16 protein-coding genes and 1 tRNA gene are annotated in these 21,534 nt (G+C 66.7%); 14 read left to right on the forward strand and 3 right to left on the reverse strand.

Features of this window, described 5'->3' with window-relative positions; all coding sequences use genetic code 11:
- Nucleotides 1–51: 51 nt before the first annotated feature.
- Nucleotides 52–1,278 carry a pyridoxal phosphate-dependent aminotransferase gene (locus ACZ5WC_RS05525; protein WP_468539615.1) on the reverse strand — a complete coding sequence of 409 codons (1,227 nt, stop codon included), beginning with the start codon at nt 1,276–1,278 and terminating at the stop codon, nt 52–54.
- Between the two features lie 212 nt (nt 1,279–1,490).
- Between ACZ5WC_RS05525 and ACZ5WC_RS05530 the strand changes: the two genes are divergently transcribed.
- From ACZ5WC_RS05530 to ACZ5WC_RS05575, 10 genes are all read left to right on the forward strand, one after another.
- Nucleotides 1,491–1,563 (forward strand) — tRNA-Trp (locus ACZ5WC_RS05530).
- Between the two features lie 106 nt (nt 1,564–1,669).
- On the forward strand, nt 1,670–1,957 hold the full coding sequence (gene secE, locus ACZ5WC_RS05535) for a preprotein translocase subunit SecE (protein ID WP_468539616.1): 288 nt from the start codon (nt 1,670–1,672) through the stop codon (nt 1,955–1,957).
- 73 nt (nt 1,958–2,030) lie between these two features.
- Entirely contained in the window at nt 2,031–2,885 is an 855-nt protein-coding gene (nusG, locus tag ACZ5WC_RS05540) for a transcription termination/antitermination protein NusG (RefSeq protein ID WP_468539617.1), read from the forward strand.
- A 176-nt stretch (nt 2,886–3,061) separates the two neighbouring features.
- Entirely contained in the window at nt 3,062–3,496 is a 435-nt protein-coding gene (gene rplK / locus ACZ5WC_RS05545) for a 50S ribosomal protein L11 (protein WP_003967000.1), read from the forward strand.
- 80 nt (nt 3,497–3,576) lie between these two features.
- Entirely contained in the window at nt 3,577–4,299 is a 723-nt protein-coding gene (gene rplA, locus ACZ5WC_RS05550) for a 50S ribosomal protein L1 (RefSeq protein WP_096625020.1), read from the forward strand.
- A gap of 173 nt (nt 4,300–4,472) precedes the next feature.
- A complete protein-coding gene (locus ACZ5WC_RS05555) occupies nt 4,473–5,390 on the forward strand; it encodes an SCO4651 family lipoprotein (protein ID WP_468539618.1) in 918 nt (305 codons plus the stop codon).
- Nucleotides 5,391–5,676: 286 nt separating this feature from the next.
- On the forward strand, nt 5,677–6,234 hold the full coding sequence (gene rplJ / locus ACZ5WC_RS05560; protein WP_096625024.1) for a 50S ribosomal protein L10: 558 nt from the start codon (nt 5,677–5,679) through the stop codon (nt 6,232–6,234).
- A gap of 84 nt (nt 6,235–6,318) precedes the next feature.
- Nucleotides 6,319–6,702 carry a 50S ribosomal protein L7/L12 gene (gene rplL / locus ACZ5WC_RS05565; protein WP_468539619.1) on the forward strand — a complete coding sequence of 128 codons (384 nt, stop codon included), beginning with the start codon at nt 6,319–6,321 and terminating at the stop codon, nt 6,700–6,702.
- A 618-nt stretch (nt 6,703–7,320) separates the two neighbouring features.
- Entirely contained in the window at nt 7,321–10,806 is a 3,486-nt protein-coding gene (rpoB, locus tag ACZ5WC_RS05570; protein ID WP_311121049.1) for a DNA-directed RNA polymerase subunit beta, read from the forward strand.
- 98 nt (nt 10,807–10,904) lie between these two features.
- Nucleotides 10,905–14,804 carry a DNA-directed RNA polymerase subunit beta' gene (locus ACZ5WC_RS05575; RefSeq protein WP_096625030.1) on the forward strand — a complete coding sequence of 1,300 codons (3,900 nt, stop codon included), beginning with the start codon at nt 10,905–10,907 and terminating at the stop codon, nt 14,802–14,804.
- A 103-nt stretch (nt 14,805–14,907) separates the two neighbouring features.
- On the opposite strand, the gene ACZ5WC_RS05580 is transcribed toward ACZ5WC_RS05575, so the two are convergent.
- A complete protein-coding gene (locus ACZ5WC_RS05580) occupies nt 14,908–15,177 on the reverse strand; it encodes a hypothetical protein (protein WP_468539620.1) in 270 nt (89 codons plus the stop codon).
- Between the two features lie 465 nt (nt 15,178–15,642).
- Between ACZ5WC_RS05580 and rpsL the strand changes: the two genes are divergently transcribed.
- From rpsL to tuf, 4 genes are all read left to right on the forward strand, one after another.
- A complete protein-coding gene (gene rpsL, locus ACZ5WC_RS05585) occupies nt 15,643–16,014 on the forward strand; it encodes a 30S ribosomal protein S12 (protein ID WP_003948652.1) in 372 nt (123 codons plus the stop codon).
- A gap of 2 nt (nt 16,015–16,016) precedes the next feature.
- The gene (gene rpsG, locus ACZ5WC_RS05590; RefSeq protein WP_003966970.1) at nt 16,017–16,487 is read left to right on the forward strand and encodes a 30S ribosomal protein S7; all 471 of its coding nucleotides are present in this window, start codon (nt 16,017–16,019) and stop codon (nt 16,485–16,487) included.
- Between the two features lie 38 nt (nt 16,488–16,525).
- The gene (fusA, locus tag ACZ5WC_RS05595) at nt 16,526–18,655 is read left to right on the forward strand and encodes an elongation factor G (RefSeq protein WP_468539621.1); all 2,130 of its coding nucleotides are present in this window, start codon (nt 16,526–16,528) and stop codon (nt 18,653–18,655) included.
- 160 nt (nt 18,656–18,815) lie between these two features.
- Nucleotides 18,816–20,009: an elongation factor Tu gene (tuf, locus tag ACZ5WC_RS05600; protein ID WP_311121050.1), complete on the forward strand. Its 1,194-nt coding sequence runs from the start codon at nt 18,816–18,818 to the stop codon at nt 20,007–20,009.
- 113 nt (nt 20,010–20,122) lie between these two features.
- On the opposite strand, the gene ACZ5WC_RS05605 is transcribed toward tuf, so the two are convergent.
- On the reverse strand, nt 20,123–21,331 hold the full coding sequence (locus ACZ5WC_RS05605; RefSeq protein ID WP_468539622.1) for a sensor histidine kinase: 1,209 nt from the start codon (nt 21,329–21,331) through the stop codon (nt 20,123–20,125).
- Between the last annotated feature and the right edge of the window lie 203 nt (nt 21,332–21,534).

The raw sequence follows: 21,534 nt of genomic DNA on the forward strand, positions 1-21,534 counted from the left end.
CCGGAGTGGATTCCGGCGGCGGGAGCACTCCCCGTGGGCGGTGGGGCTCTGTCAGGCCTTGGCCTCGCCCAGCAGCTTCTGGATCCGCGAGACGCCCTCGACCAGGTCGTCGTCGCCCAGGGCGTAGGACAGGCGCAGATAGCCCGGCGTGCCGAAGGCCTCGCCCGGAACGACGGCGACCTCGGCCTCGTCCAGGATCAGGGCGGCCAGCTCGACCGAGTCGGCCGGGCGCCTGCCGCGGATCTCCTTGCCGAGCAGCCCCTTCACCGACGGGTAGGCGTAGAACGCGCCCTCGGGCTCCGGGCAGAGCACGCCGTCGATCTCGTTGAGCATCCGCACGATCAGCTTGCGGCGGCGGTCGAAGGCGGTACGCATCTCGGCGACGGCGTCCAGCGGGCCCGAGACGGCGGCGAGCGCGGCGACCTGGGCGACGTTGGAGACGTTCGAGGTGGCGTGCGACTGGAGGTTGGTCGCGGCCTTCACCACGTCCTTCGGGCCGATGATCCAGCCCACCCGCCAGCCGGTCATCGCGTACGTCTTGGCGACACCGTTGACGACGATGCACTTGTCGCGCAGCTCCGGGACGAGCGCCGGGAGCGAGGTGAAGGTCGCGTCGCCGTAGACGAGGTGCTCGTAGATCTCGTCGGTGAGCACCCACAGGCCGTGCTCGACGGCCCAGCGGCCGATCGCCTCGGCGTCGGCCTCGCTGTAGACGGCACCGGTCGGGTTGGACGGCGAGACGAACAGGACGACCTTCGTCCGTTCCGTGCGCGCGGCCTCCAGCTGCTCGACGGAGACCCGGTAGCCGGTGGTCTCGTCGGCGACGACCTCGACCGGGACACCGCCCGCGAGCCGGATCGACTCGGGGTAGGTGGTCCAGTACGGGGCGGGGACGATGACCTCGTCGCCCGGGTCCAGGATCGCGGCGAAGGCCTCGTAGATGGCCTGCTTGCCGCCGTTGGTCACCAGGATCTGGCCGGCCTCGACCTCGTAGCCGGAGTCGCGCAGCGTCTTCGCCGCGATGGCGGCCTTGAGCTCGGGGAGCCCGCCGGCCGGGGTGTAGCGGTGGTACTTCGGGGTGCGGCAGGCCTCGACCGCGGCCTCGACGATGTAGTCGGGGGTCGGGAAGTCGGGCTCGCCCGCGCCGAAGCCGATCACCGGCCGCCCGGCGGCCTTGAGGGCCTTGGCCTTGGCGTCGACGGCGAGGGTCGCGGACTCGGAGATCGCGCCGATGCGGGCGGAGACCCGGCGCTCGGACGGGGAAGTTGCAGCGCTCATGGGGCCATGCTCGCAGACCGGAAAAGTCCTCGGCGCACGCGTTTCAGGGACCGGACAGCACTCGGACAGGAACCGGACAGGACCGGTCGGTAGTTGTCTGTTCGACGCAGCGGCCCCGAGCACGTACACTCACCTGTCGTTGGCCTTCACCAACCGCGCCGTTCCTGCACCCGGTCACCGGGAAAGATGCGGTAGGTTGGTGGAAACCACAAAGGGTCGTAGCTCAATTGGTAGAGCACTGGTCTCCAAAACCAGCGGTTGGGGGTTCAAGTCCCTCCGGCCCTGCTACACACTCCTTCGCCAGGATGTGTGCGCATGTACGTACTTCATTGCACAGCCGTGCGGCTCCACCGGGCGCGGCACGGCCACGACCCGGAATCAGGTGAGTAGCGTGACGGACGCCGTGGGCTCCATCGACATGCCTGATGCCGATGATGAAGCTCCCGAGTCGAAGAAGAAGACTCGGAAGGGCGGCAAGCGCGGCAAGAAGGGCCCTCTGGGCCGTCTCGCGCTGTTCTACCGCCAGATCGTCGCCGAACTCCGCAAGGTCGTCTGGCCGACCCGTAGCCAGCTGACGACGTACACCACCGTGGTGATCGTCTTCGTTGTCGTCATGATCGGTATCGTTACCGTTCTCGACATGGGATTCGCGCGGGTCGTCAAATACGTCTTCGGCTGATCCCGCGAAGGGCGTCCGACCGGCGCCCCTTTCGCACGTTCCACCCCTTTGTATCCAGGAAGAAGCAGCCATCGTGTCTGACCCGAACCTGAACGACGCCGTCGAGCCCGAGGCTGGCTCCTCCGAGTCCGCCAAGGACGAGCTCGACGTCGTTGAGGCTGCTGACTCCCCGGACCAGGCCGAGGCCGCTGCCGAAGCAGCCGAGGAAGAGGCTGTCGAGGCCGGCAAGGCCGTCGAGAACGAGGCCGCCGAGGCGGTCGAGGACGAGGACGAGAGCGCCGACGAGGAAGCCGCTGAGCCGGCCGCCCCCGTCGACCCCGTCGCCGCCCTGCGTGACGAGCTCCGCGGTCTCCCCGGCGAGTGGTACGTCATCCACACGTACGCCGGTTACGAGAAGCGCGTGAAGGCCAACCTGGAGCAGCGCGCCGTCTCGCTCAACGTCGAGGACTTCATCTACCAGGCCGAAGTGCCCGAGGAAGAGATCGTCCAGATCAAGAACGGCGAGCGCAAGAACGTCCGGCAGAACAAGCTCCCCGGCTACGTCCTGGTGCGCATGGACCTGACGAACGAGTCCTGGGGCGTCGTGCGCAACACGCCCGGCGTCACCGGCTTCGTGGGCAACGCCTACGACCCGTACCCGCTGACCCTGGACGAGATCGTCAAGATGCTCGCCCCGGAGGCCGAGGAGAAGGCAGCCCGCGAGGCCGCCGAGGCCGAGGGCAAGCCCGCGCCGTCCCGCAAGGTCGAGGTCCAGGTGCTGGACTTCGAGGTGGGCGACTCGGTCACCGTCACCGACGGCCCGTTCGCGACGCTCCAGGCCACGATCAACGAGATCAACGCCGACTCGAAGAAGGTCAAGGGCCTCGTCGAGATCTTCGGCCGCGAGACCCCGGTCGAGCTCAGCTTCGACCAGATCCAGAAGAACTAGCGGCTCCGCCGCTTTCTGGACACACGCCTACCAAGCAGGTCAGAGGGGTTTCGCAGCCCCTCTGACCTGCTTGGTTTTTGGTCGCACAGCTATACCCGTTATCGTTGTGCGGTATGCCTCCATCCGGATGACCGGAATCGGCGGCGAAACACTCTCACTAGGACCCGGAGAGAGCAATGCCTCCCAAGAAGAAGAAGGTCACGGGGCTTATCAAGCTCCAGATCAACGCCGGTGCGGCGAACCCGGCCCCGCCGGTCGGCCCCGCGCTCGGTCAGCACGGCGTCAACATCATGGAGTTCTGCAAGGCCTACAACGCCGCGACCGAGTCGCAGCGTGGCATGGTCGTGCCGGTGGAGATCACGGTCTACGAGGACCGTTCCTTCACCTTCGTCACGAAGACTCCGCCGGCCGCCAAGCTGATCCTCAAGGCCGCGGGTGTGGACAAGGGCTCCGGCGAGCCGCACAAGACCAAGGTCGCCAAGCTGACGGCCGCCCAGGTCCGCGAGATCGCCACGACGAAGCTCCCCGACCTGAACGCCAATGACCTCGACGCCGCGTCGAAGATCATTGCCGGCACCGCCCGCTCCATGGGCATCACGGTCGAAGGCTGATTCAGCCCCGTAGCCCTCAGTGGTAGGACCAAGCGCTGGTCCGCACCACGACTCCACACTCTGAAACCACAGGAGTAGAAGTGAAGCGCAGCAAGAACCTCCGCGCTGCGGACGCCAAGATCGACCGGGAGCGCAACTACGCCCCGCTTGAGGCCGTCCGTATCGCCAAGGACACCGCCTCCACGAAGTTCGACGGCACCGTCGAGGTCGCCTTCTGCCTGGGTGTCGACCCGCGCAAGGCCGACCAGATGGTCCGCGGCACCGTGAACCTCCCGCACGGCACCGGCAAGACCGCCCGGGTCCTGGTCTTCGCGACCGGTGACCGTGCTGCGGCCGCGGAAGCCGCCGGAGCCGACATCGTCGGCGCCGACGAGCTCATCGACGAGGTGGCGAAGGGCCGTCTGGACTTCGACGCCGTCGTCGCCACCCCGGACCTCATGGGCAAGGTCGGCCGCCTGGGCCGCGTGCTCGGTCCGCGTGGTCTGATGCCGAACCCGAAGACCGGCACCGTCACCCCCGACGTCGTGAAGGCTGTCAACGACATCAAGGGCGGCAAGATCGAGTTCCGCGTCGACAAGCACTCGAACCTGCACTTCATCATCGGCAAGGTCTCCTTCGACGAGACCAAGCTGGTGGAGAACTACGCAGCGGCGCTGGAGGAGATCCTCCGTCTGAAGCCGTCCGCCGCCAAGGGCCGCTACATCAAGAAGGCCACGCTGGCCACCACGATGGGCCCCGGCATCCCGCTGGACGCCAACCGCACCCGCAACCTCCTCGTCGAGGAGGACCCGGCCGCCGTCTGAGCCACCGCGCTCACCGGGTAAGCCGCGTCACACGCGTGCACTATGTGTACGGGCCCCGCAACCTTTCGAGGTGCGGGGCCCGTCCTCGTATCCGTAAGGACCTATGCCTGTCAGTGCCCTGTGCGACTGTTGTGCGGGGGACGAGCAGACGATACGAGGGGTGGACCGATTCCATGAGGACGAGCACGGCACGACGCATGGGTACGGCGCTGGCTGCTGCCGCGGCGCTGACGTCGATAGCGGCCTGCAGTGGCTCCGACGGCTCGGGGGGCTCCAGCGGCTCCGGCAAGGACAAGGCGGGCGCCGTCGCCAAGGCGAGCCCGGTCGCCGCGCTGAAGCAGGTGCAGAAGAAGACGGGCGGCGCCCAGTCGGCCAAGGTCGAGGGCACCATGGACATGGGCGAGACCATGTCGATGAAGCAGTCCGGGACCATCGGCTGGGCCGACGGTCTCTCCGGCGAGATGACCATCACGTACACCGGCGGCACCATGGGCGACGCTCTGAAGCAGGCCGGCGGCGACGGGCCGGTCCGGGCGCGCTATTTCAAGGACGAGTACTACGCCAACATGGGCGACGCCTTCGCGGCCAAGGCCGGGGGCAAGCACTGGGTCCGGTATTCCTACAAGGACCTGGCCGCCCTGGGCGGGGCCGCCGGCGACGTCATGCAGGACCAGATCCAGAACAGCACGCCCGAGCAGGGCGTGAAGGCGCTCCTGGCCTCCGGTGACGTGAAGAAGGTCGGCCAGGAGGACGTCCGCGGGGTCTCCACGACGCACTACTCCGGCACGGTCGACGTCGCCGAGCTGACCGCGAAGAACAGCAACCTGGACGCCGAGCAGCTGGCCGACTTCAAGGAGCAGCTGGCGCTGGCCGGGGTCACCACCCAGACCGTCGACATCTGGGTCGACAAGGACGACCTGCTGGTGAAGAAGACCGAGCGCGGTGAGATGAAGACCGGAGCGTTCAATTCGACGCTCTTCTACAGCGACTACGGCACGGACGTACCCCAGCAGAAGCCGTCGGCCTCGGACACGGTGGACTTCACAGAGATGCTGAAGCAGCCGGGCGGCGCCGGAGTCGGCGCCTCCTGAGCCTTCCCGAAGACCTCCCGTAAGGGACGAGCGGGGACGGATTTGCCCGTCCCGCATCCGGTCGCGTACTCTCACCAGGAAGCCAAAGACCGCTGGTCGTCGCTGTGCTCTCGCAAGGGGGACGGCGACCGAAGGTTCCGATTGGATCGGACGACCTGCGCAGGTGACTGTGGAACGCTCCCGGACTCTGTTCGGTCGAGCCGCGCCCTGGCACTTGTGCTGGGGCGTTTCGTCTTTCCCGGCCCCTTCTGAGCGGTCCTCATCACCCGGAAGGAGGCCGACGCTCATGGCAAGGCCCGACAAGGCTGCCGCGGTAGCCGAGCTGACGGACCAGTTCCGCAGCTCGAACGCCGCTGTGCTGACCGAGTACCGGGGTCTCACCGTGGCACAGCTCAAGGAGCTGCGCCGTTCGCTCGGTGAGAACGCCCAGTACGCCGTGGTGAAGAACACGCTGACCAAGATTGCGGCCAACGAGGCCGGGATCGACACGCTGGACGACCTGTTCTCGGGTCCGACGGCGGTTGCCTTCGTCACCGGTGACCCGGTGGAGTCGGCGAAGGGTCTTCGTGACTTCGCCAAGGACAACCCGAACCTCATCATCAAGGGCGGTGTCCTTGACGGTAAGGCGCTGTCCGCCGATGAGATCAAGAAGCTCGCGGACCTTGAGTCCCGCGAGGTTCTGCTCTCCAAGCTGGCAGGTGCCATGAAGGGCAAGCAGTCTCAGGCTGCCGCGCTCTTCCAGGCTCTCCCGTCGAAGTTCGTCCGCACCGCGGAAGCGCTTCGTGCCAAGAAGGAAGAGCAGGGCGGTGCCGGTACGCCGGCTCCCGCCGAGGCCGCCGAGTAATCACGCTCAGCGGTCCAGCGGGCTCCACGTACGCCCGCCGACATATACATCCGGCACCTGCCGAATAGTGGAAGGACGCCTATCATGGCGAAGCTGTCCCAGGACGACCTGCTCGCGCAGTTCGAAGAGATGACCCTCATCGAGCTCTCCGAGTTCGTGAAGGCCTTCGAGGAGAAGTTCGACGTCACCGCCGCCGCCCCGGCCGCTGCCGTCATCGCGGGCCCGGGTGTCCCGGCCGCCGAGGCCGCTGCCGAGCAGGACGAGTTCGACGTCATCCTCACCGGCGCCGGCGAGAAGAAGATCCAGGTCATCAAGGTCGTGCGTGAGCTGACCTCGCTGGGTCTGAAGGAGGCCAAGGACCTCGTCGACGGCACCCCGAAGCCGGTCCTCGAGAAGGTCGCCAAGGAGGCCGCCGAGAAGGCTGCCGAGTCCCTCAAGGCCGCCGGCGCTTCCGTCGAGGTCAAGTAACACCCCGGGAGTCCACGGACTCCCCGGTCGCGTCACGCGGCCGCAGCCAAGGGCGATCACCCATCCGGGTGGTCGCCCTTCGGCGTACCCGTGGCGGCTGCCTTGCTCTTCCGCCGACGGCGAGTAGGGTGATCTTCGCCGTACGCCTCTCGCGGGCCCCTCAGGGGCGTTCCGAGGGCTTTCCGGCGGTGGCCGGTGAAGGCTCCTGGAGGTCCGTACGGACCGGTGGGCCTTGACGAACCGGACGCGGCGCGCAATTCTCAGGACGCGTCATCACTTCGATCCGTATCCGAGGCATGGATCGAGAGTGAAGAGGGCAGTAAGGAAGTGCGCACCCCGCGCGAGGGCTAGCCATAGGTGTTGAGAACAGCTGTTGAGAGCAACGTGGGTCTCTGAGAACCCCGACTGGACATCAGTGTGCCGCTTGGCTACACTGACCCTTTGCGCTGCCTGTTAGCTGCCTCCTGCCCGTCACCAGGGGCATGCCCACGCTGAAGCACCGATGGCCGACCCCCTCCGACCTGGTCGTATTGCGACCGATTCGGAACGGTCTGTCTATGTGTCCAGAGTGGGACCGGTACGCGCGTAGTGAGTCCGAGCCCTCGGAAGGACCCCCTCTTGGCCGCCTCGCGCAACGCCTCGACCGCGAATACGAACAACGGTGCCAGCACCGCCCCGCTGCGCATCTCTTTTGCAAAGATCAAGGAGCCCCTCGAGGTTCCGAACCTCCTCGCGCTGCAGACCGAGAGCTTTGACTGGCTCCTCGGCAACGCCGCATGGAAGGCTCGCGTCGAGGCTGCTCTGGACAGTGGACAAGACGTCCCCACCAAGTCCGGCCTGGAGGAGATCTTCGAGGAGATCTCACCGATCGAGGACTTCTCCGGGTCGATGTCGCTTACGTTCCGCGACCACCGCTTCGAGCCCCCGAAGAACTCGATCGACGAGTGCAAGGAGCGCGACTTCACGTTCGCCGCGCCGCTCTTCGTCACGGCCGAGTTCACCAACAACGAGACCGGCGAGATCAAGTCCCAGACGGTCTTCATGGGCGATTTCCCGCTCATGACCAACAAGGGCACCTTCGTCATCAACGGCACCGAGCGTGTCGTCGTGTCGCAGCTGGTCCGCTCGCCGGGTGTCTACTTCGACTCCTCCATCGACAAGACGTCCGACAAGGACATCTTCTCCGCCAAGATCATCCCCTCCCGGGGTGCCTGGCTGGAGATGGAGATCGACAAGCGCGACATGGTCGGTGTCCGCATCGACCGCAAGCGCAAGCAGTCGGTCACCGTCCTCCTCAAGGCGCTCGGCTGGAGCACCGAGCAGATCCTGGAGGAGTTCGGCGAGTACGAGTCGATGCGCGCCACCCTGGAGAAGGACCACACCCAGGGCCAGGACGACGCGCTGCTCGACATCTACCGCAAGCTGCGTCCGGGCGAGCCGCCGACGCGCGAGGCCGCTCAGACGCTGCTTGAGAACCTCTACTTCAACCCGAAGCGCTACGACCTCGCGAAGGTCGGCCGCTACAAGGTGAACAAGAAGCTCGGCGCCGATGAGCCGCTGGACGCCGGGGTGCTCACCACCGACGACGTCATCGCGACCATCAAGTACCTGGTCAAGCTGCACGCCGGTGAGACCGAGACGACCGGTGAGTCCGGCCGGGAGATCGTCGTCGAGACCGACGACATCGACCACTTCGGCAACCGTCGTCTGCGCAACGTCGGCGAGCTCATCCAGAACCAGGTCCGCACGGGCCTGGCGCGGATGGAGCGCGTCGTGCGTGAGCGCATGACCACCCAGGACGTCGAGGCGATCACGCCGCAGACCCTGATCAACATCCGGCCGGTCGTCGCCTCCATCAAGGAGTTCTTCGGCACCAGCCAGCTGTCGCAGTTCATGGACCAGAACAACCCGCTGTCGGGTCTCACCCACAAGCGCCGCCTGTCGGCTCTTGGCCCGGGTGGTCTCTCCCGTGAGCGGGCCGGCTTCGAGGTCCGAGACGTGCACCCGTCCCACTACGGACGCATGTGCCCGATCGAGACCCCCGAAGGCCCGAACATCGGTCTGATCGGTTCGCTCGCCTCGTACGGCCGCGTCAACGCGTTCGGCTTCATCGAGACGCCGTACCGCAAGGTCGTCGACGGCCAGGTCACCGACGACGTCGACTACATCACGGCCGACGAGGAGGACCGCTTCGTCATCGCCCAGGCGAACGCGACCCTCTCCGACGAGCTGCGCTTCACCGAGCCCCGCGTCCTGGTCCGCCGCCGCGGCGGAGAGGTCGACTACGTGCCCGGCACGGACGTCGACTACATGGACGTCTCGCCGCGCCAGATGGTGTCCGTCGCCACCGCGATGATCCCCTTCCTGGAGCACGACGACGCCAACCGTGCCCTCATGGGCGCGAACATGATGCGTCAGGCGGTGCCGCTGATTAAGTCGGAGGCCCCGCTCGTCGGCACCGGCATGGAGTACCGCTGTGCCACCGACGCCGGTGACGTGCTCAAGGCCGAGAAGGACGGTGTGGTCCAGGAGGTCTCCGCGGACTACATCACCGTCACGAACGACGACGGCACGTACACCACGTACCGCATCGCCAAGTTCATGCGCTCCAACCAGGGCACCTCGGTCAACCAGAAGGTCGTCGTCGCCGAGGGCGACCGGATCGTCGCCGACCAGGTGCTCGCCGACGGACCGGCCACCGAGAACGGTGAGATGGCCCTCGGCAAGAACCTGCTCGTGGCGTTCATGCCGTGGGAGGGTCACAACTACGAGGACGCGATCATCCTGTCGCAGCGCCTCGTGCAGGACGACGTCCTCTCCTCGATCCACATCGAGGAGCACGAGGTCGACGCCCGTGACACCAAGCTCGGCCCGGAGGAGATCACCCGGGACATCCCGAACGTCTCCGAAGAGGTCCTCGCAGACCTCGACGAGCGCGGCATCATCCGGATCGGTGCCGAGGTCGTCGCCGGCGACATCCTCGTCGGCAAGGTCACGCCCAAGGGTGAGACCGAGCTGACCCCCGAGGAGCGCCTGCTCCGCGCGATCTTCGGTGAGAAGGCGCGCGAGGTGCGCGACACCTCGCTGAAGGTGCCGCACGGTGAGATCGGCAAGGTCATCGGCGTCCGCGTCTTCGACCGCGAAGAGGGCGACGAGCTGCCGCCGGGCGTGAACCAGCTGGTCCGCGTCTACGTCGCGCAGAAGCGCAAGATCACCGACGGTGACAAGCTCGCCGGCCGTCACGGCAACAAGGGCGTCATCTCGAAGATCCTGCCGATCGAGGACATGCCGTTCCTGGAGGACGGCACCCCGGTCGACATCATCCTCAACCCGCTGGGTGTCCCGTCCCGAATGAACCCGGGACAGGTCCTGGAGATCCACCTCGGCTGGCTCGCCAGCCGCGGCTGGGACGTCTCCGGCCTCGGTGACGAGTGGGCCAAGCGCCTGCAGGCCATCGGCGCCGACCAGGTCGCCCCCGGCACCAACGTCGCCACGCCCGTCTTCGACGGTGCGCGCGAGGACGAGATCTCCGGTCTCTTCGAGGCCACGATCCCCAACCGCGACGGCGACCGCCTGGTCCAGCCCTCCGGCAAGGCCAAGCTGTTCGACGGCCGCTCCGGCGAGCCGTTCCCGGACCCGGTCTCGGTCGGGTACATGTACATCCTCAAGCTGCACCACCTGGTCGACGACAAGCTCCACGCCCGTTCGACCGGCCCGTACTCCATGATCACGCAGCAGCCGCTGGGTGGTAAGGCTCAGTTCGGTGGACAGCGCTTCGGTGAGATGGAGGTGTGGGCCCTTGAGGCATACGGTGCCGCATACGCCCTCCAGGAGCTCCTGACGATCAAGTCCGACGACGTGACCGGCCGCGTGAAGGTCTACGAGGCCATCGTCAAGGGCGAGAACATCCCCGAGCCCGGCATTCCCGAGTCCTTCAAGGTGCTCATCAAGGAAATGCAGTCGCTCTGCCTCAACGTGGAGGTGCTGTCCTCGGACGGCATGTCCATCGAGATGCGCGACACGGACGAGGACGTCTTCCGCGCGGCGGAGGAGCTCGGTATCGACCTGTCCCGGCGCGAGCCGAGCAGCGTCGAAGAGGTCTGACGGGCCGGCCGGCCGCCTCTCCCCGAGGCGGCCGGCCCTCCCCGGACCCGTTCAGACCATTGATTGAGACGAGACCCCGAAAGAGGGATTGACGACAAGTGCTCGACGTCAACTTCTTCGACGAGCTGCGGATCGGCCTTGCCACCGCGGACGACATCCGGACCTGGTCGCACGGCGAAGTGAAGAAGCCGGAGACCATCAACTACCGCACGCTCAAGCCCGAAAAGGACGGACTCTTCTGCGAGAAGATCTTCGGTCCGACCCGGGACTGGGAGTGCTACTGCGGCAAGTACAAGCGTGTCCGCTTCAAGGGCATCATCTGTGAGCGCTGCGGCGTCGAGGTCACTCGCGCCAAGGTGCGTCGTGAGCGGATGGGCCACATCGAGCTTGCCGCTCCCGTCACCCACATCTGGTACTTCAAGGGCGTCCCCTCGCGCCTCGGATACCTGCTGGACCTCGCGCCGAAGGACCTGGAAAAGGTCATCTACTTCGCCGCGTACATGATCACGTTCGTGGACGAGGAGCGTCGTACCCGCGACCTGCCGTCCCTGGAGGCACACGTCTCCGTCGAGCGCCAGCAGACCGAGAACCGCCGTGACTCCGACCTGGAGGCCCGCGCCAAGAAGCTTGAGACCGACCTGGCCGAGCTGGAGGCCGAGGGCGCCAAGGCGGACGTGCGCCGCAAGGTGCGCGAAGGCGCCGAGCGTGAGATGAAGCAGCTGCGCGACCGTGCGCAGCGCGAGATCGACCGCCTCGACGAGGTGTGGAGCCGCTTCAAGAACCTCAAGGTCCAGGACCTTGAGGGCGACGAGCTGCTCTACCGCGAGCTGCGTGACCGCTTCGGCACGTACTTCGACGGCTGCATGGGCGCCGCGGCGCTCCAGAAGCGCCTGGAGTCCTTCGACCTCGACGAGGAGGCCGAGCGCCTCCGCGAGATCATCCGCACCGGCAAGGGCCAGAAGAAGACCCGTGCGCTCAAGCGTCTCAAGGTCGTCTCGGCGTTCCTCCAGACCAGCAACAAGCCCAAGGGCATGGTGCTGGACTGCGTGCCGGTCATCCCGCCGGACCTGCGTCCGATGGTGCAGCTGGACGGTGGCCGCTTCGCGACCTCCGACCTGAACGACCTGTACCGCCGTGTGATCAACCGCAACAACCGCCTGAAGCGCCTTCTCGACCTCGGTGCCCCCGAGATCATCGTGAACAACGAGAAGCGCATGCTCCAGGAGGCCGTCGACGCGCTGTTCGACAACGGCCGCCGCGGTCGTCCGGTCACCGGCCCCGGCAACCGCCCGCTGAAGTCCCTGAGCGACATGCTCAAGGGCAAGCAGGGCCGTTTCCGTCAGAACCTCCTCGGCAAGCGTGTGGACTACTCCGCGCGTTCCGTGATCGTCGTCGGTCCGCAGCTCAAGCTGCACCAGTGCGGTCTGCCGAAGGCGATGGCGCTGGAGCTCTTCAAGCCGTTCGTGATGAAGCGCCTGGTGGACCTGAACCACGCGCAGAACATCAAGTCGGCCAAGCGCATGGTCGAGCGTGGCCGCACCGTCGTGTACGACGTCCTCGAAGAGGTCATCGCCGAGCACCCGGTGCTGCTGAACCGTGCGCCCACCCTGCACCGCCTCGGCATCCAGGCCTTCGAGCCGCAGCTGGTCGAGGGCAAGGCCATCCAGATCCACCCGCTCGTCTGCACCGCGTTCAACGCGGACTTCGACGGTGACCAGATGGCCGTGCACCTGCCGCTCTCCGCGGAGGCGCAGGCCGAGGCCCGCATCCTGATGCTGTCCTCGAACAACATCCTGAAGCCGGCCGACGGTCGTCCCGTCACCATGCCGACCCAGGACATGGTGCTGGGTCTCTTCTTCCTCACCACGGACGAGACCGAGCGCGAGGTCAAGGGCCAGGGCCGGTCCTTCGGCTCCACGGCCGAGGCGATCATGGCCTTCGACGCCCGCGAGCTCTCGCTCCAGGCGAAGGTCGACATCCGCTTCCCGGTCGGCACGATGCCGCCGCGTGGCTGGGTGCCGCCGGTCGCCGAGGAGGGCGAGCCCGAGTACCAGCCGGGTGACACCTTCCGGCTGCGGACAAGCCTGGGCCGCGCGCTCTTCAACGAGCTGCTGCCCGAGGACTACCCGTTCGTCGACTACTCGGTGGGCAAGAAGCAGCTCTCCGAGATCGTCAACGACCTGGCCGAGCGCTACCCCAAGGTCATCGTGGCGGCGACGCTCGACAACCTGAAGGCGGCGGGCTTCCACTGGGCGACCCGTTCGGGCGTCACCGTGGCCATCTCCGACGTCGTCGTGCCCGAGGCCAAGAAGGCCATCGTCAAGGGCTACGAGGAGCAGGACGAGAAGGTCCAGAAGCAGTACGAGCGCGGTCTGATCACCAAGGACGAGCGCACGCAGGAGCTCATCGCGATCTGGACCAAGGCGACCAACGAGGTTGCCGAGGCGATGAACGCGAACTTCCCGAAGACGAACCCCATCTTCATGATGGTTGACTCGGGTGCCCGAGGAAACATGATGCAGATGCGTCAGATCGCGGGTATGCGTGGTCTGGTGTCGAACGCGAAGAACGAGACCATCCCGCGTCCGATCAAGGCGTCCTTCCGTGAGGGCCTCACCGTTCTGGAGTACTTCATCTCCACGCACGGTGCCCGTAAGGGTCTGGCGGACACCGCCCTGCGTACCGCCGACTCGGGTTACCTGACCCGTCGTCTGGTGGACGTCTCGCAGGACGTGATCATCCGCGAGGAGGACTGCGGCACCGACCGCGGCCTGAAGCTGAAGATCGCGGTCAAGGGCGCCGACGGCGTGCTCCGCAAGACGGACGACGTCGAGACCTCGGTCTACGCCCGCATGCTCGCCGAGGACGTCGTGGTGGACGGCAAGGTCATCGCGCCTGCCAACGTCGACCTCGGTGACGTCCTGATCGACGCCCTGGTGGGCGCCGGCGTCGAGGAGGTCAAGACCCGTTCGGTCCTGACCTGTGAGTCCGCGGTCGGCACCTGTGCCTTCTGCTACGGACGCTCGCTCGCCACCGGCAAGCTGGTCGACATCGGCGAGGCGGTCGGCATCATCGCCGCCCAGTCCATCGGTGAGCCCGGTACCCAGCTGACGATGCGTACCTTCCACACCGGTGGTGTGGCCGGTGACGACATCACCCAGGGTCTGCCCCGAGTCGTCGAGCTCTTCGAAGCCCGTACGCCGAAGGGTGTCGCCCCGATCTCCGAGGCCAAGGGCCGCGTGCGGATCGAGGAGACCGAGAAGACCAAGAAGCTCGTCGTCACCCCGGACGACGGCAGCGACGAGACGGCGTTCCCGATCTCGAAGCGTGCCCGTCTGCTCGTGGGCGAGGGCGACGCGGTCGAGGTGGGCCAGAAGCTCACCGTGGGTGCCACCAACCCGCACGACGTGCTGCGCATCCTCGGCCAGCGTGCGGTCCAGGTCCACCTGGTCGGCGAAGTCCAGAAGGTCTACAACTCGCAGGGCGTGTCGATCCACGACAAGCACATCGAGATCATCATCCGGCAGATGCTCCGCCGTGTGACGATCATCGAGTCCGGCGACGCGGAGCTGCTTCCGGGCGAGCTGGTCGAGCGGTCGAAGTTCGAGACCGAGAACCGTCGTGTGGTCACCGAGGGCGGTCACCCCGCCTCCGGCCGTCCGCAGCTGATGGGTATCACCAAGGCCTCGCTCGCGACGGAGTCCTGGCTGTCGGCCGCCTCCTTCCAGGAGACGACCCGAGTTCTGACGGACGCGGCGATCAACGCCAAGTCCGACAGCCTCATCGGCCTCAAGGAGAACGTCATCATCGGTAAGCTCATCCCGGCCGGTACGGGCCTGTCCCGCTACCGCAACATCCGGGTGGAGCCGACCGAGGAGGCCAAGGCCGCGATGTACTCGGCCGTCGGCTACGACGACATCGACTACTCGCCGTTCGGCACCGGCTCCGGCCAGGCCGTTCCGCTGGAGGACTACGACTACGGTCCGTACAACCAGTAAGCGAGCGACTGTCGCTTGAACGCCTGAGGGAGGTCACTCCGGAACGTTCCGGGGTGACCTCCCTCAGGCGTTGTGCCGTCCCGGGGCTCCGGGACGGCCTGGCTCAGCCGAGCAGCGCGTGGTGGACCCGGAGCAGGGCCCGGGTGCCCACGGCCAGCAGAGGGGGCACGTCGGGCAGCGGGACCTTGCGGGCCAGGGCCAGGACGTCGATGACGATCGCGTAGTCGTCGACGACGGACTGCGGCAGTCCGGGGGCGGTCATGGCCGGGGCGTAGGCGGAAGCGGCGTCACCGTATTCGATGACGGCCAGACTGACGTCGGTGTCGAGCGCGCTCGGTGCCTGGAATACGGGCTCACGGTGGTCGGCTGTCATGTGGGACCTCCTTGGGCCGGGCTGGTCCGGGGTCCGGTCGGGCCGGTCCGGGGCCAGTCGGTCTGGTTGGCTGACCGCATTGTCCGGCATGGTGAGATGCTGCGGCAGGCCGTAATGCCGCTGTTTCCGTACCGTGTGATTGCCGGGATCCGGCAATGGCGCAAGCCGCCGTCCGGCAGCCGGGGAAGGCCGTCACAGGTGGTCGGCGGCCCGGGCGTGCCGGCGTGGACAGCATTTGTTTTGACCCAAGTGCGTGAGGTAGGTACGCTCAAGCCTTGTGCCTGGGGTGTGCCTGGGCTCGGGTGCGTGTCCATCAACCGCACGGCGAGTCCGTCAGTAGCCACCGCAATCTGCGCCTCTTCCGCCTCATCGGGCGGGGGTCTGCAGTATTCGACACACCCGACCGCGTGGGTCGGCGATGTTCCAGGTTAGTTTCACGAACGGCACACAGAAACCGGAGAAGTAGTGCCTACGATCCAGCAGCTGGTCCGGAAGGGCCGGCAGGACAAGGTCGAGAAGAACAAGACGCCCGCGCTTGAGGGTTCGCCCCAGCGCCGCGGCGTCTGCACGCGTGTGTTCACGACCACCCCGAAGAAGCCGAACTCGGCCCTCCGTAAGGTCGCGCGTGTGCGTCTGACCTCCGGTATCGAGGTCACGGCCTACATCCCGGGTGAGGGACACAACCTGCAGGAGCACTCCATCGTGCTCGTGCGTGGTGGCCGTGTGAAGGACCTGCCGGGTGTTCGCTACAAGATCATCCGCGGCTCCCTTGACACCCAGGGTGTCAAGAACCGCAAGCAGGCCCGCAGCCGCTACGGCGCCAAGAAGGAGAAGTAAGAATGCCTCGTAAGGGCCCCGCCCCGAAGCGCCCGGTCATCATCGACCCGGTCTACAGCTCTCCTCTTGTCACCTCGCTGATCAACAAGATCCTCCTCGACGGCAAGCGTTCCACCGCCGAGCGGATCGTGTACGGCGCCATGGAAGGCCTCCGCGAGAAGACCGGCAACGACCCGGTCATCACGCTGAAGCGCGCGCTTGAGAACGTCAAGCCCTCGCTTGAGGTCAAGTCCCGCCGTGTCGGTGGCGCCACCTACCAGGTGCCGATCGAGGTCAAGCCCGGTCGCGCCTCCACCCTCGCTCTGCGCTGGCTCGTCGGCTACTCCCGCGCCCGCCGCGAGAAGACCATGACCGAGCGCCTCATGAACGAACTGCTCGACGCCTCCAACGGCCTCGGCGCTTCGGTCAAGAAGCGCGAGGACACCCACAAGATGGCCGAGTCCAACAAGGCCTTCGCGCACTACCGCTGGTAGTCGCTACCCCCATCGAGACCGAGAGAAGATTGAGCCTTATGGCCACCACTTCGCTTGACCTGGCCAAGGTCCGCAACATCGGGATCATGGCCCACATCGACGCGGGCAAGACGACCACCACTGAGCGGATCCTCTTCTACACCGGTGTGAGCTACAAGATCGGTGAAGTCCACGACGGCGCTGCCACGATGGACTGGATGGAGCAGGAGCAGGAGCGCGGCATCACGATCACGTCCGCCGCGACGACCTGCCACTGGCCGCTCAACGATGTTGACCACACGATCAACATCATCGACACCCCGGGTCACGTCGACTTCACCGTCGAGGTGGAGCGTTCGCTCCGCGTCCTCGACGGTGCTGTCACCGTGTTCGACGGCGTCGCGGGCGTCGAGCCGCAGTCCGAGACCGTGTGGCGCCAGGCGGACCGCTACGGCGTTCCGCGTATCTGCTTCGTCAACAAGCTCGACCGCACCGGTGCCGAGTTCCACCGCTGTGTCGACATGATCATCGACCGCCTCGGTGCGGTTCCGCTGGTCATGCAGCTCCCCATCGGCGCTGAGGCCGACTTCAAGGGCGTCGTCGACCTCGTGTCGATGAAGGCCTTCGTGTGGTCGGACGAGGCCGCCAAGGGCGAGATGTACGACACCGTCGAGATCCCGGACACGCACAAGGAGGCCGCCGAGGAATGGCGCGGCAAGCTCCTTGAGGCCGTGGCCGAGAACGACGACCAGATGATGGAGCTGTACCTGGAGGGCAACGAGCCCACCGAGGAGCAGCTGCACGAGGCGATCCGCCGGATCACCCTGGCATCGAAGGGCGGCGCGGACTCCGTCACCGTCACCCCGGTGTTCTGTGGCACGGCGTTCAAGAACAAGGGCGTCCAGCCCCTGCTCGACGCGGTCGTCCGCTACCTGCCTTCCCCCCTGGACGTCGAGGCCATCGAGGGCCACGACGTCAAGGACCCCGAGGTTGTCGTCAAGCGCAAGCCCTCGGACGACGAGCCGTTCTCCGGCCTGGCGTTCAAGATCGCGAGCGACCCGCACCTCGGTAAGCTCACCTTCGTCCGGATCTACTCCGGTCGCCTGGAGGCCGGCACCGCGGTGCTGAACTCCGTCAAGGGCAAGAAGGAGCGCATCGGCAAGATCTACCGCATGCACGCGAACAAGCGTGAGGAGATCGCATCGGTGGGCGCCGGCGACATCATCGCCGTCATGGGTCTCAAGCAGACCACCACCGGTGAGACGCTGTGCGACGACAAGAACCCGGTCATCCTGGAGTCCATGGACTTCCCGGCGCCGGTCATTCAGGTCGCCATCGAGCCGAAGTCCAAGGGTGACCAGGAGAAGCTGGGTGTCGCCATCCAGCGCCTCTCGGAGGAGGACCCCTCCTTCCAGGTGCACTCCGACGAGGAGACCGGCCAGACCATCATCGGTGGTATGGGCGAGCTTCACCTTGAGGTGCTCGTCGACCGCATGAAGCGCGAGTTCCGCGTCGAGGCGAACGTCGGCAAGCCCCAGGTCGCGTACCGCGAGACGATCCGCAAGGCCGTCGAGCGCATCGACTACACGCACAAGAAGCAGACTGGTGGTACCGGCCAGTTCGCGAAGGTGCAGATCGCCCTTGAGCCCATCGAGGGTGGCGACGCCTCCTACGAGTTCGTCAACAAGGTCACCGGTGGCCGCATCCCCCGTGAGTACATTCCCTCGGTGGACGCGGGTGCTCAGGAAGCCATGCAGTTCGGCATCCTGGCCGGTTACGAGATGGTCGGCGTTCGCGTCACCCTGATCGACGGTGGTTACCACGAGGTCGACTCCTCGGAGCTCGCCTTCAAGATCGCCGGTTCGCAGGCGTTCAAGGAGGGTGCCCGCAAGGCCTCTCCCGTGCTCCTGGAGCCGATGATGGCCGTCGAGGTCACCACGCCCGAGGACTACATGGGCGATGTCATCGGCGACCTCAACTCCCGCCGTGGCCAGATTCAGGCCATGGAGGAGCGCAGCGGCGCTCGCGTCGTGAAGGGCCTCGTGCCCCTCTCGGAGATGTTCGGCTACGTCGGAGACCTCCGCAGCAAGACCTCGGGTCGCGCAAGCTACTCGATGCAGTTCGACTCCTACGCCGAGGTTCCGCGGAACGTCGCCGAGGAGATCATCGCGAAGGCCAAGGGCGAGTAACTCTCCCGAGCTCACGCTTTAGGCTTGTCACCGGAGCCCGGTAGGGCATTCTTCGCAGAGCGAAAGCAATGCGGCGAATGCCCCCGGCACCGGCATCCCAGCAAAGATCACCTGGCGCCGATGAAGCAAGGCGTACAGAACCACTCCACAGGAGGACCCAGTGGCGAAGGCGAAGTTCGAGCGGACTAAGCCGCACGTCAACATCGGCACCATCGGTCACATCGACCACGGTAAGACGACCCTCACGGCCGCCATTACCAAGGTGCTGCACGACGCGTACCCCGACCTGAACGAGGCCTCGGCCTTTGACCAGATCGACAAGGCTCCCGAGGAGCGCCAGCGCGGTATCACCATCTCCATCGCGCACGTCGAGTACCAGACGGAGTCGCGTCACTACGCGCACGTCGACTGCCCGGGTCACGCGGACTACATCAAGAACATGATCACGGGTGCCGCGCAGATGGACGGCGCCATCCTCGTGGTCGCCGCCACCGACGGCCCGATGCCGCAGACCAAGGAGCACGTGCTCCTGGCCCGCCAGGTCGGCGTTCCGTACATCGTCGTCGCCCTGAACAAGGCCGACATGGTGGACGACGAGGAGATCCTGGAGCTCGTCGAGCTTGAGGTCCGTGAGCTCCTCTCCGAGTACGAGTTCCCGGGCGACGACGTTCCGGTCGTCAAGGTCTCGGCGCTCAAGGCGCTTGAGGGCGACAAGGAGTGGGGTGAGTCCGTCCTCAACCTGATGAAGGCTGTCGACGAGTCCATCCCGCAGCCCGAGCGTGACGTCGAGAAGCCGTTCCTCATGCCGATCGAGGACGTCTTCACGATCACCGGTCGCGGTACGGTCGTCACCGGCCGTATCGAGCGTGGTGTCCTGAAGGTCAACGAGACCGTCGACATCGTCGGTATCAAGACCGAGAAGACCACCACCACGGTCACCGGCATCGAGATGTTCCGCAAGCTGCTCGACGAGGGCCAGGCCGGTGAGAACGTCGGTCTGCTCCTCCGTGGCATCAAGCGCGAGGACGTCGAGCGCGGCCAGGTCATCATCAAGCCCGGTTCGGTCACGCCGCACACCGAGTTCCAGGCCCAGGCCTACATCCTGTCGAAGGACGAGGGTGGCCGTCACACCCCCTTCTTCAACAACTACCGCCCGCAGTTCTACTTCCGTACCACGGACGTGACGGGCGTTGTGACCCTTCCCGAGGGCACCGAGATGGTCATGCCGGGTGACAACACCCTCATGGACGTCGCGCTGATCCAGCCGGTCGCCATGGAAGAGGGCCTGAAGTTCGCCATCCGTGAGGGTGGCCGGACCGTGGGCGCCGGCCAGGTCACCAAGATCATCAAGTAGTTTCTGCTTGGTCCTTGGACCTGGTGGCTCACTGAGCTGCACGAAGGGCCCCCGTCTCTCGGAAGAGAGGCGGGGGCCCTTTGCCATGTGCGGGCGGCTCCTGAGCGGCGGCCTCAACGGGCGGGCAGCGCGGCGGTGACGGTGAACGAGGTGCCCTCGGCGGCGGCGTGGAACGTTCCTCCGAGGGCGAGGGTCCGGCTCCGCATCCCGGTCAGGCCCTTGCCGCGCCGGGACGGCGGGTCGGTGCGGACGTCCGCTGTCACGGCCACGCCGTCGTTCCGTACGGTCAGGCGCACCTCGGCCCCGTCCGCCCGCAGCTCTATCTCGCACCGGGACGCCCGGCTGTGCTGGAGGACGTTGCCCACGGCTTCGCGCAGGACCGCCCGCAGGCACTCGGCGGTGGCCGGTCCGGTCTCGACCCGGGGCGGCAGCGCGGTACGTACGGCTGTCCCGGACGTGGTCAGGACCCGCTGGGCGCGAGCCAGCTCGTCGGCGAGCGAGAAGTCTCCGGGGCCGGGGCCGCTGATCGCCCGTACATCGTCGTGGAGGCGCCGGGCCAGCCCCAGGATGTCGACGAGCGCGGCTCGGGCCCCCTCACCCCCGACCCCCTCACGCCCGGGGACCTTCTCGCGCAGCGCCGTCTCCCCCTGGACCACGATCGCGGCGAGCGAGGAGCCGACCAGGTCGTGCAGGTCCTGGCGCATCCGGGCCCGTTCCCGCTGTTCCGCGAGGTGCGCCGCGTGCTCCCTGCTGCTGTGCAGCCGGGCCGAGAGCAGGGGCAAATGGGCGACGGCGAACACTGTGCTCGCCGTGACCGCCGTACCGAGCAGGACGTTGAGCGGGCTCCGGTTCGTGATGATCAGACCGGTGGCGGCCAGCAAAGGTCCGCTCGCCCCCACCGCCAGAGCGATCGGCACCGAGGCGTTCGGCGGCAGGGTGAGCAGTACGGCCCCGGCGAGAAAGCCCAGCAGACCCAGCCACCGGTAGTGGAAGAGCAGCAGCGGCAGATAGGTGAGGACCGCCTGCACCAGCAGCAGCCCCCACCGCCAGCGGTAGGGCAGCCGGTACGGCGGCGGTGCGTACTGGCCCAGCATGACCGCGGGCATCAGCACCAGAACGGTCAGACCGGCGACCACCGTCCGCTTGTTGAGCGGCGAGGCCGCCACGTCCAGGGCGACCAGGGCGAGCGACCCGAGCACCAGCACGACCAGGGCCCCGATGGCCACGCCCGCGCCCTGTGGCGCGCCCGTTCCCCGGCGTGCCTTCCGCCGCATGTGTCCCCCCGACGTCGCGTTCCACGCCTCGTTTGCTGTACGGGCCATTCTTCCTCAGCCGGGGAGGAGATCGGAGCCGTCCGAGGTGCGGGGACGCGCCGACCGGCCCGGAAACTCCGCGTACTTCGTGAAACCTTCACTTCTCCGGCCCCGGCCCGCTTGCTTGGATCGCCTCTGTTCTGTGCCCGCTACAACAGAGAGTTGCTGACAGTGTCGGAGCGCATACCTCCCGCTGACGCGTGGGAGGGCTC

This window comes from Streptomyces sp. NPDC033165, assembly GCF_055577965.1.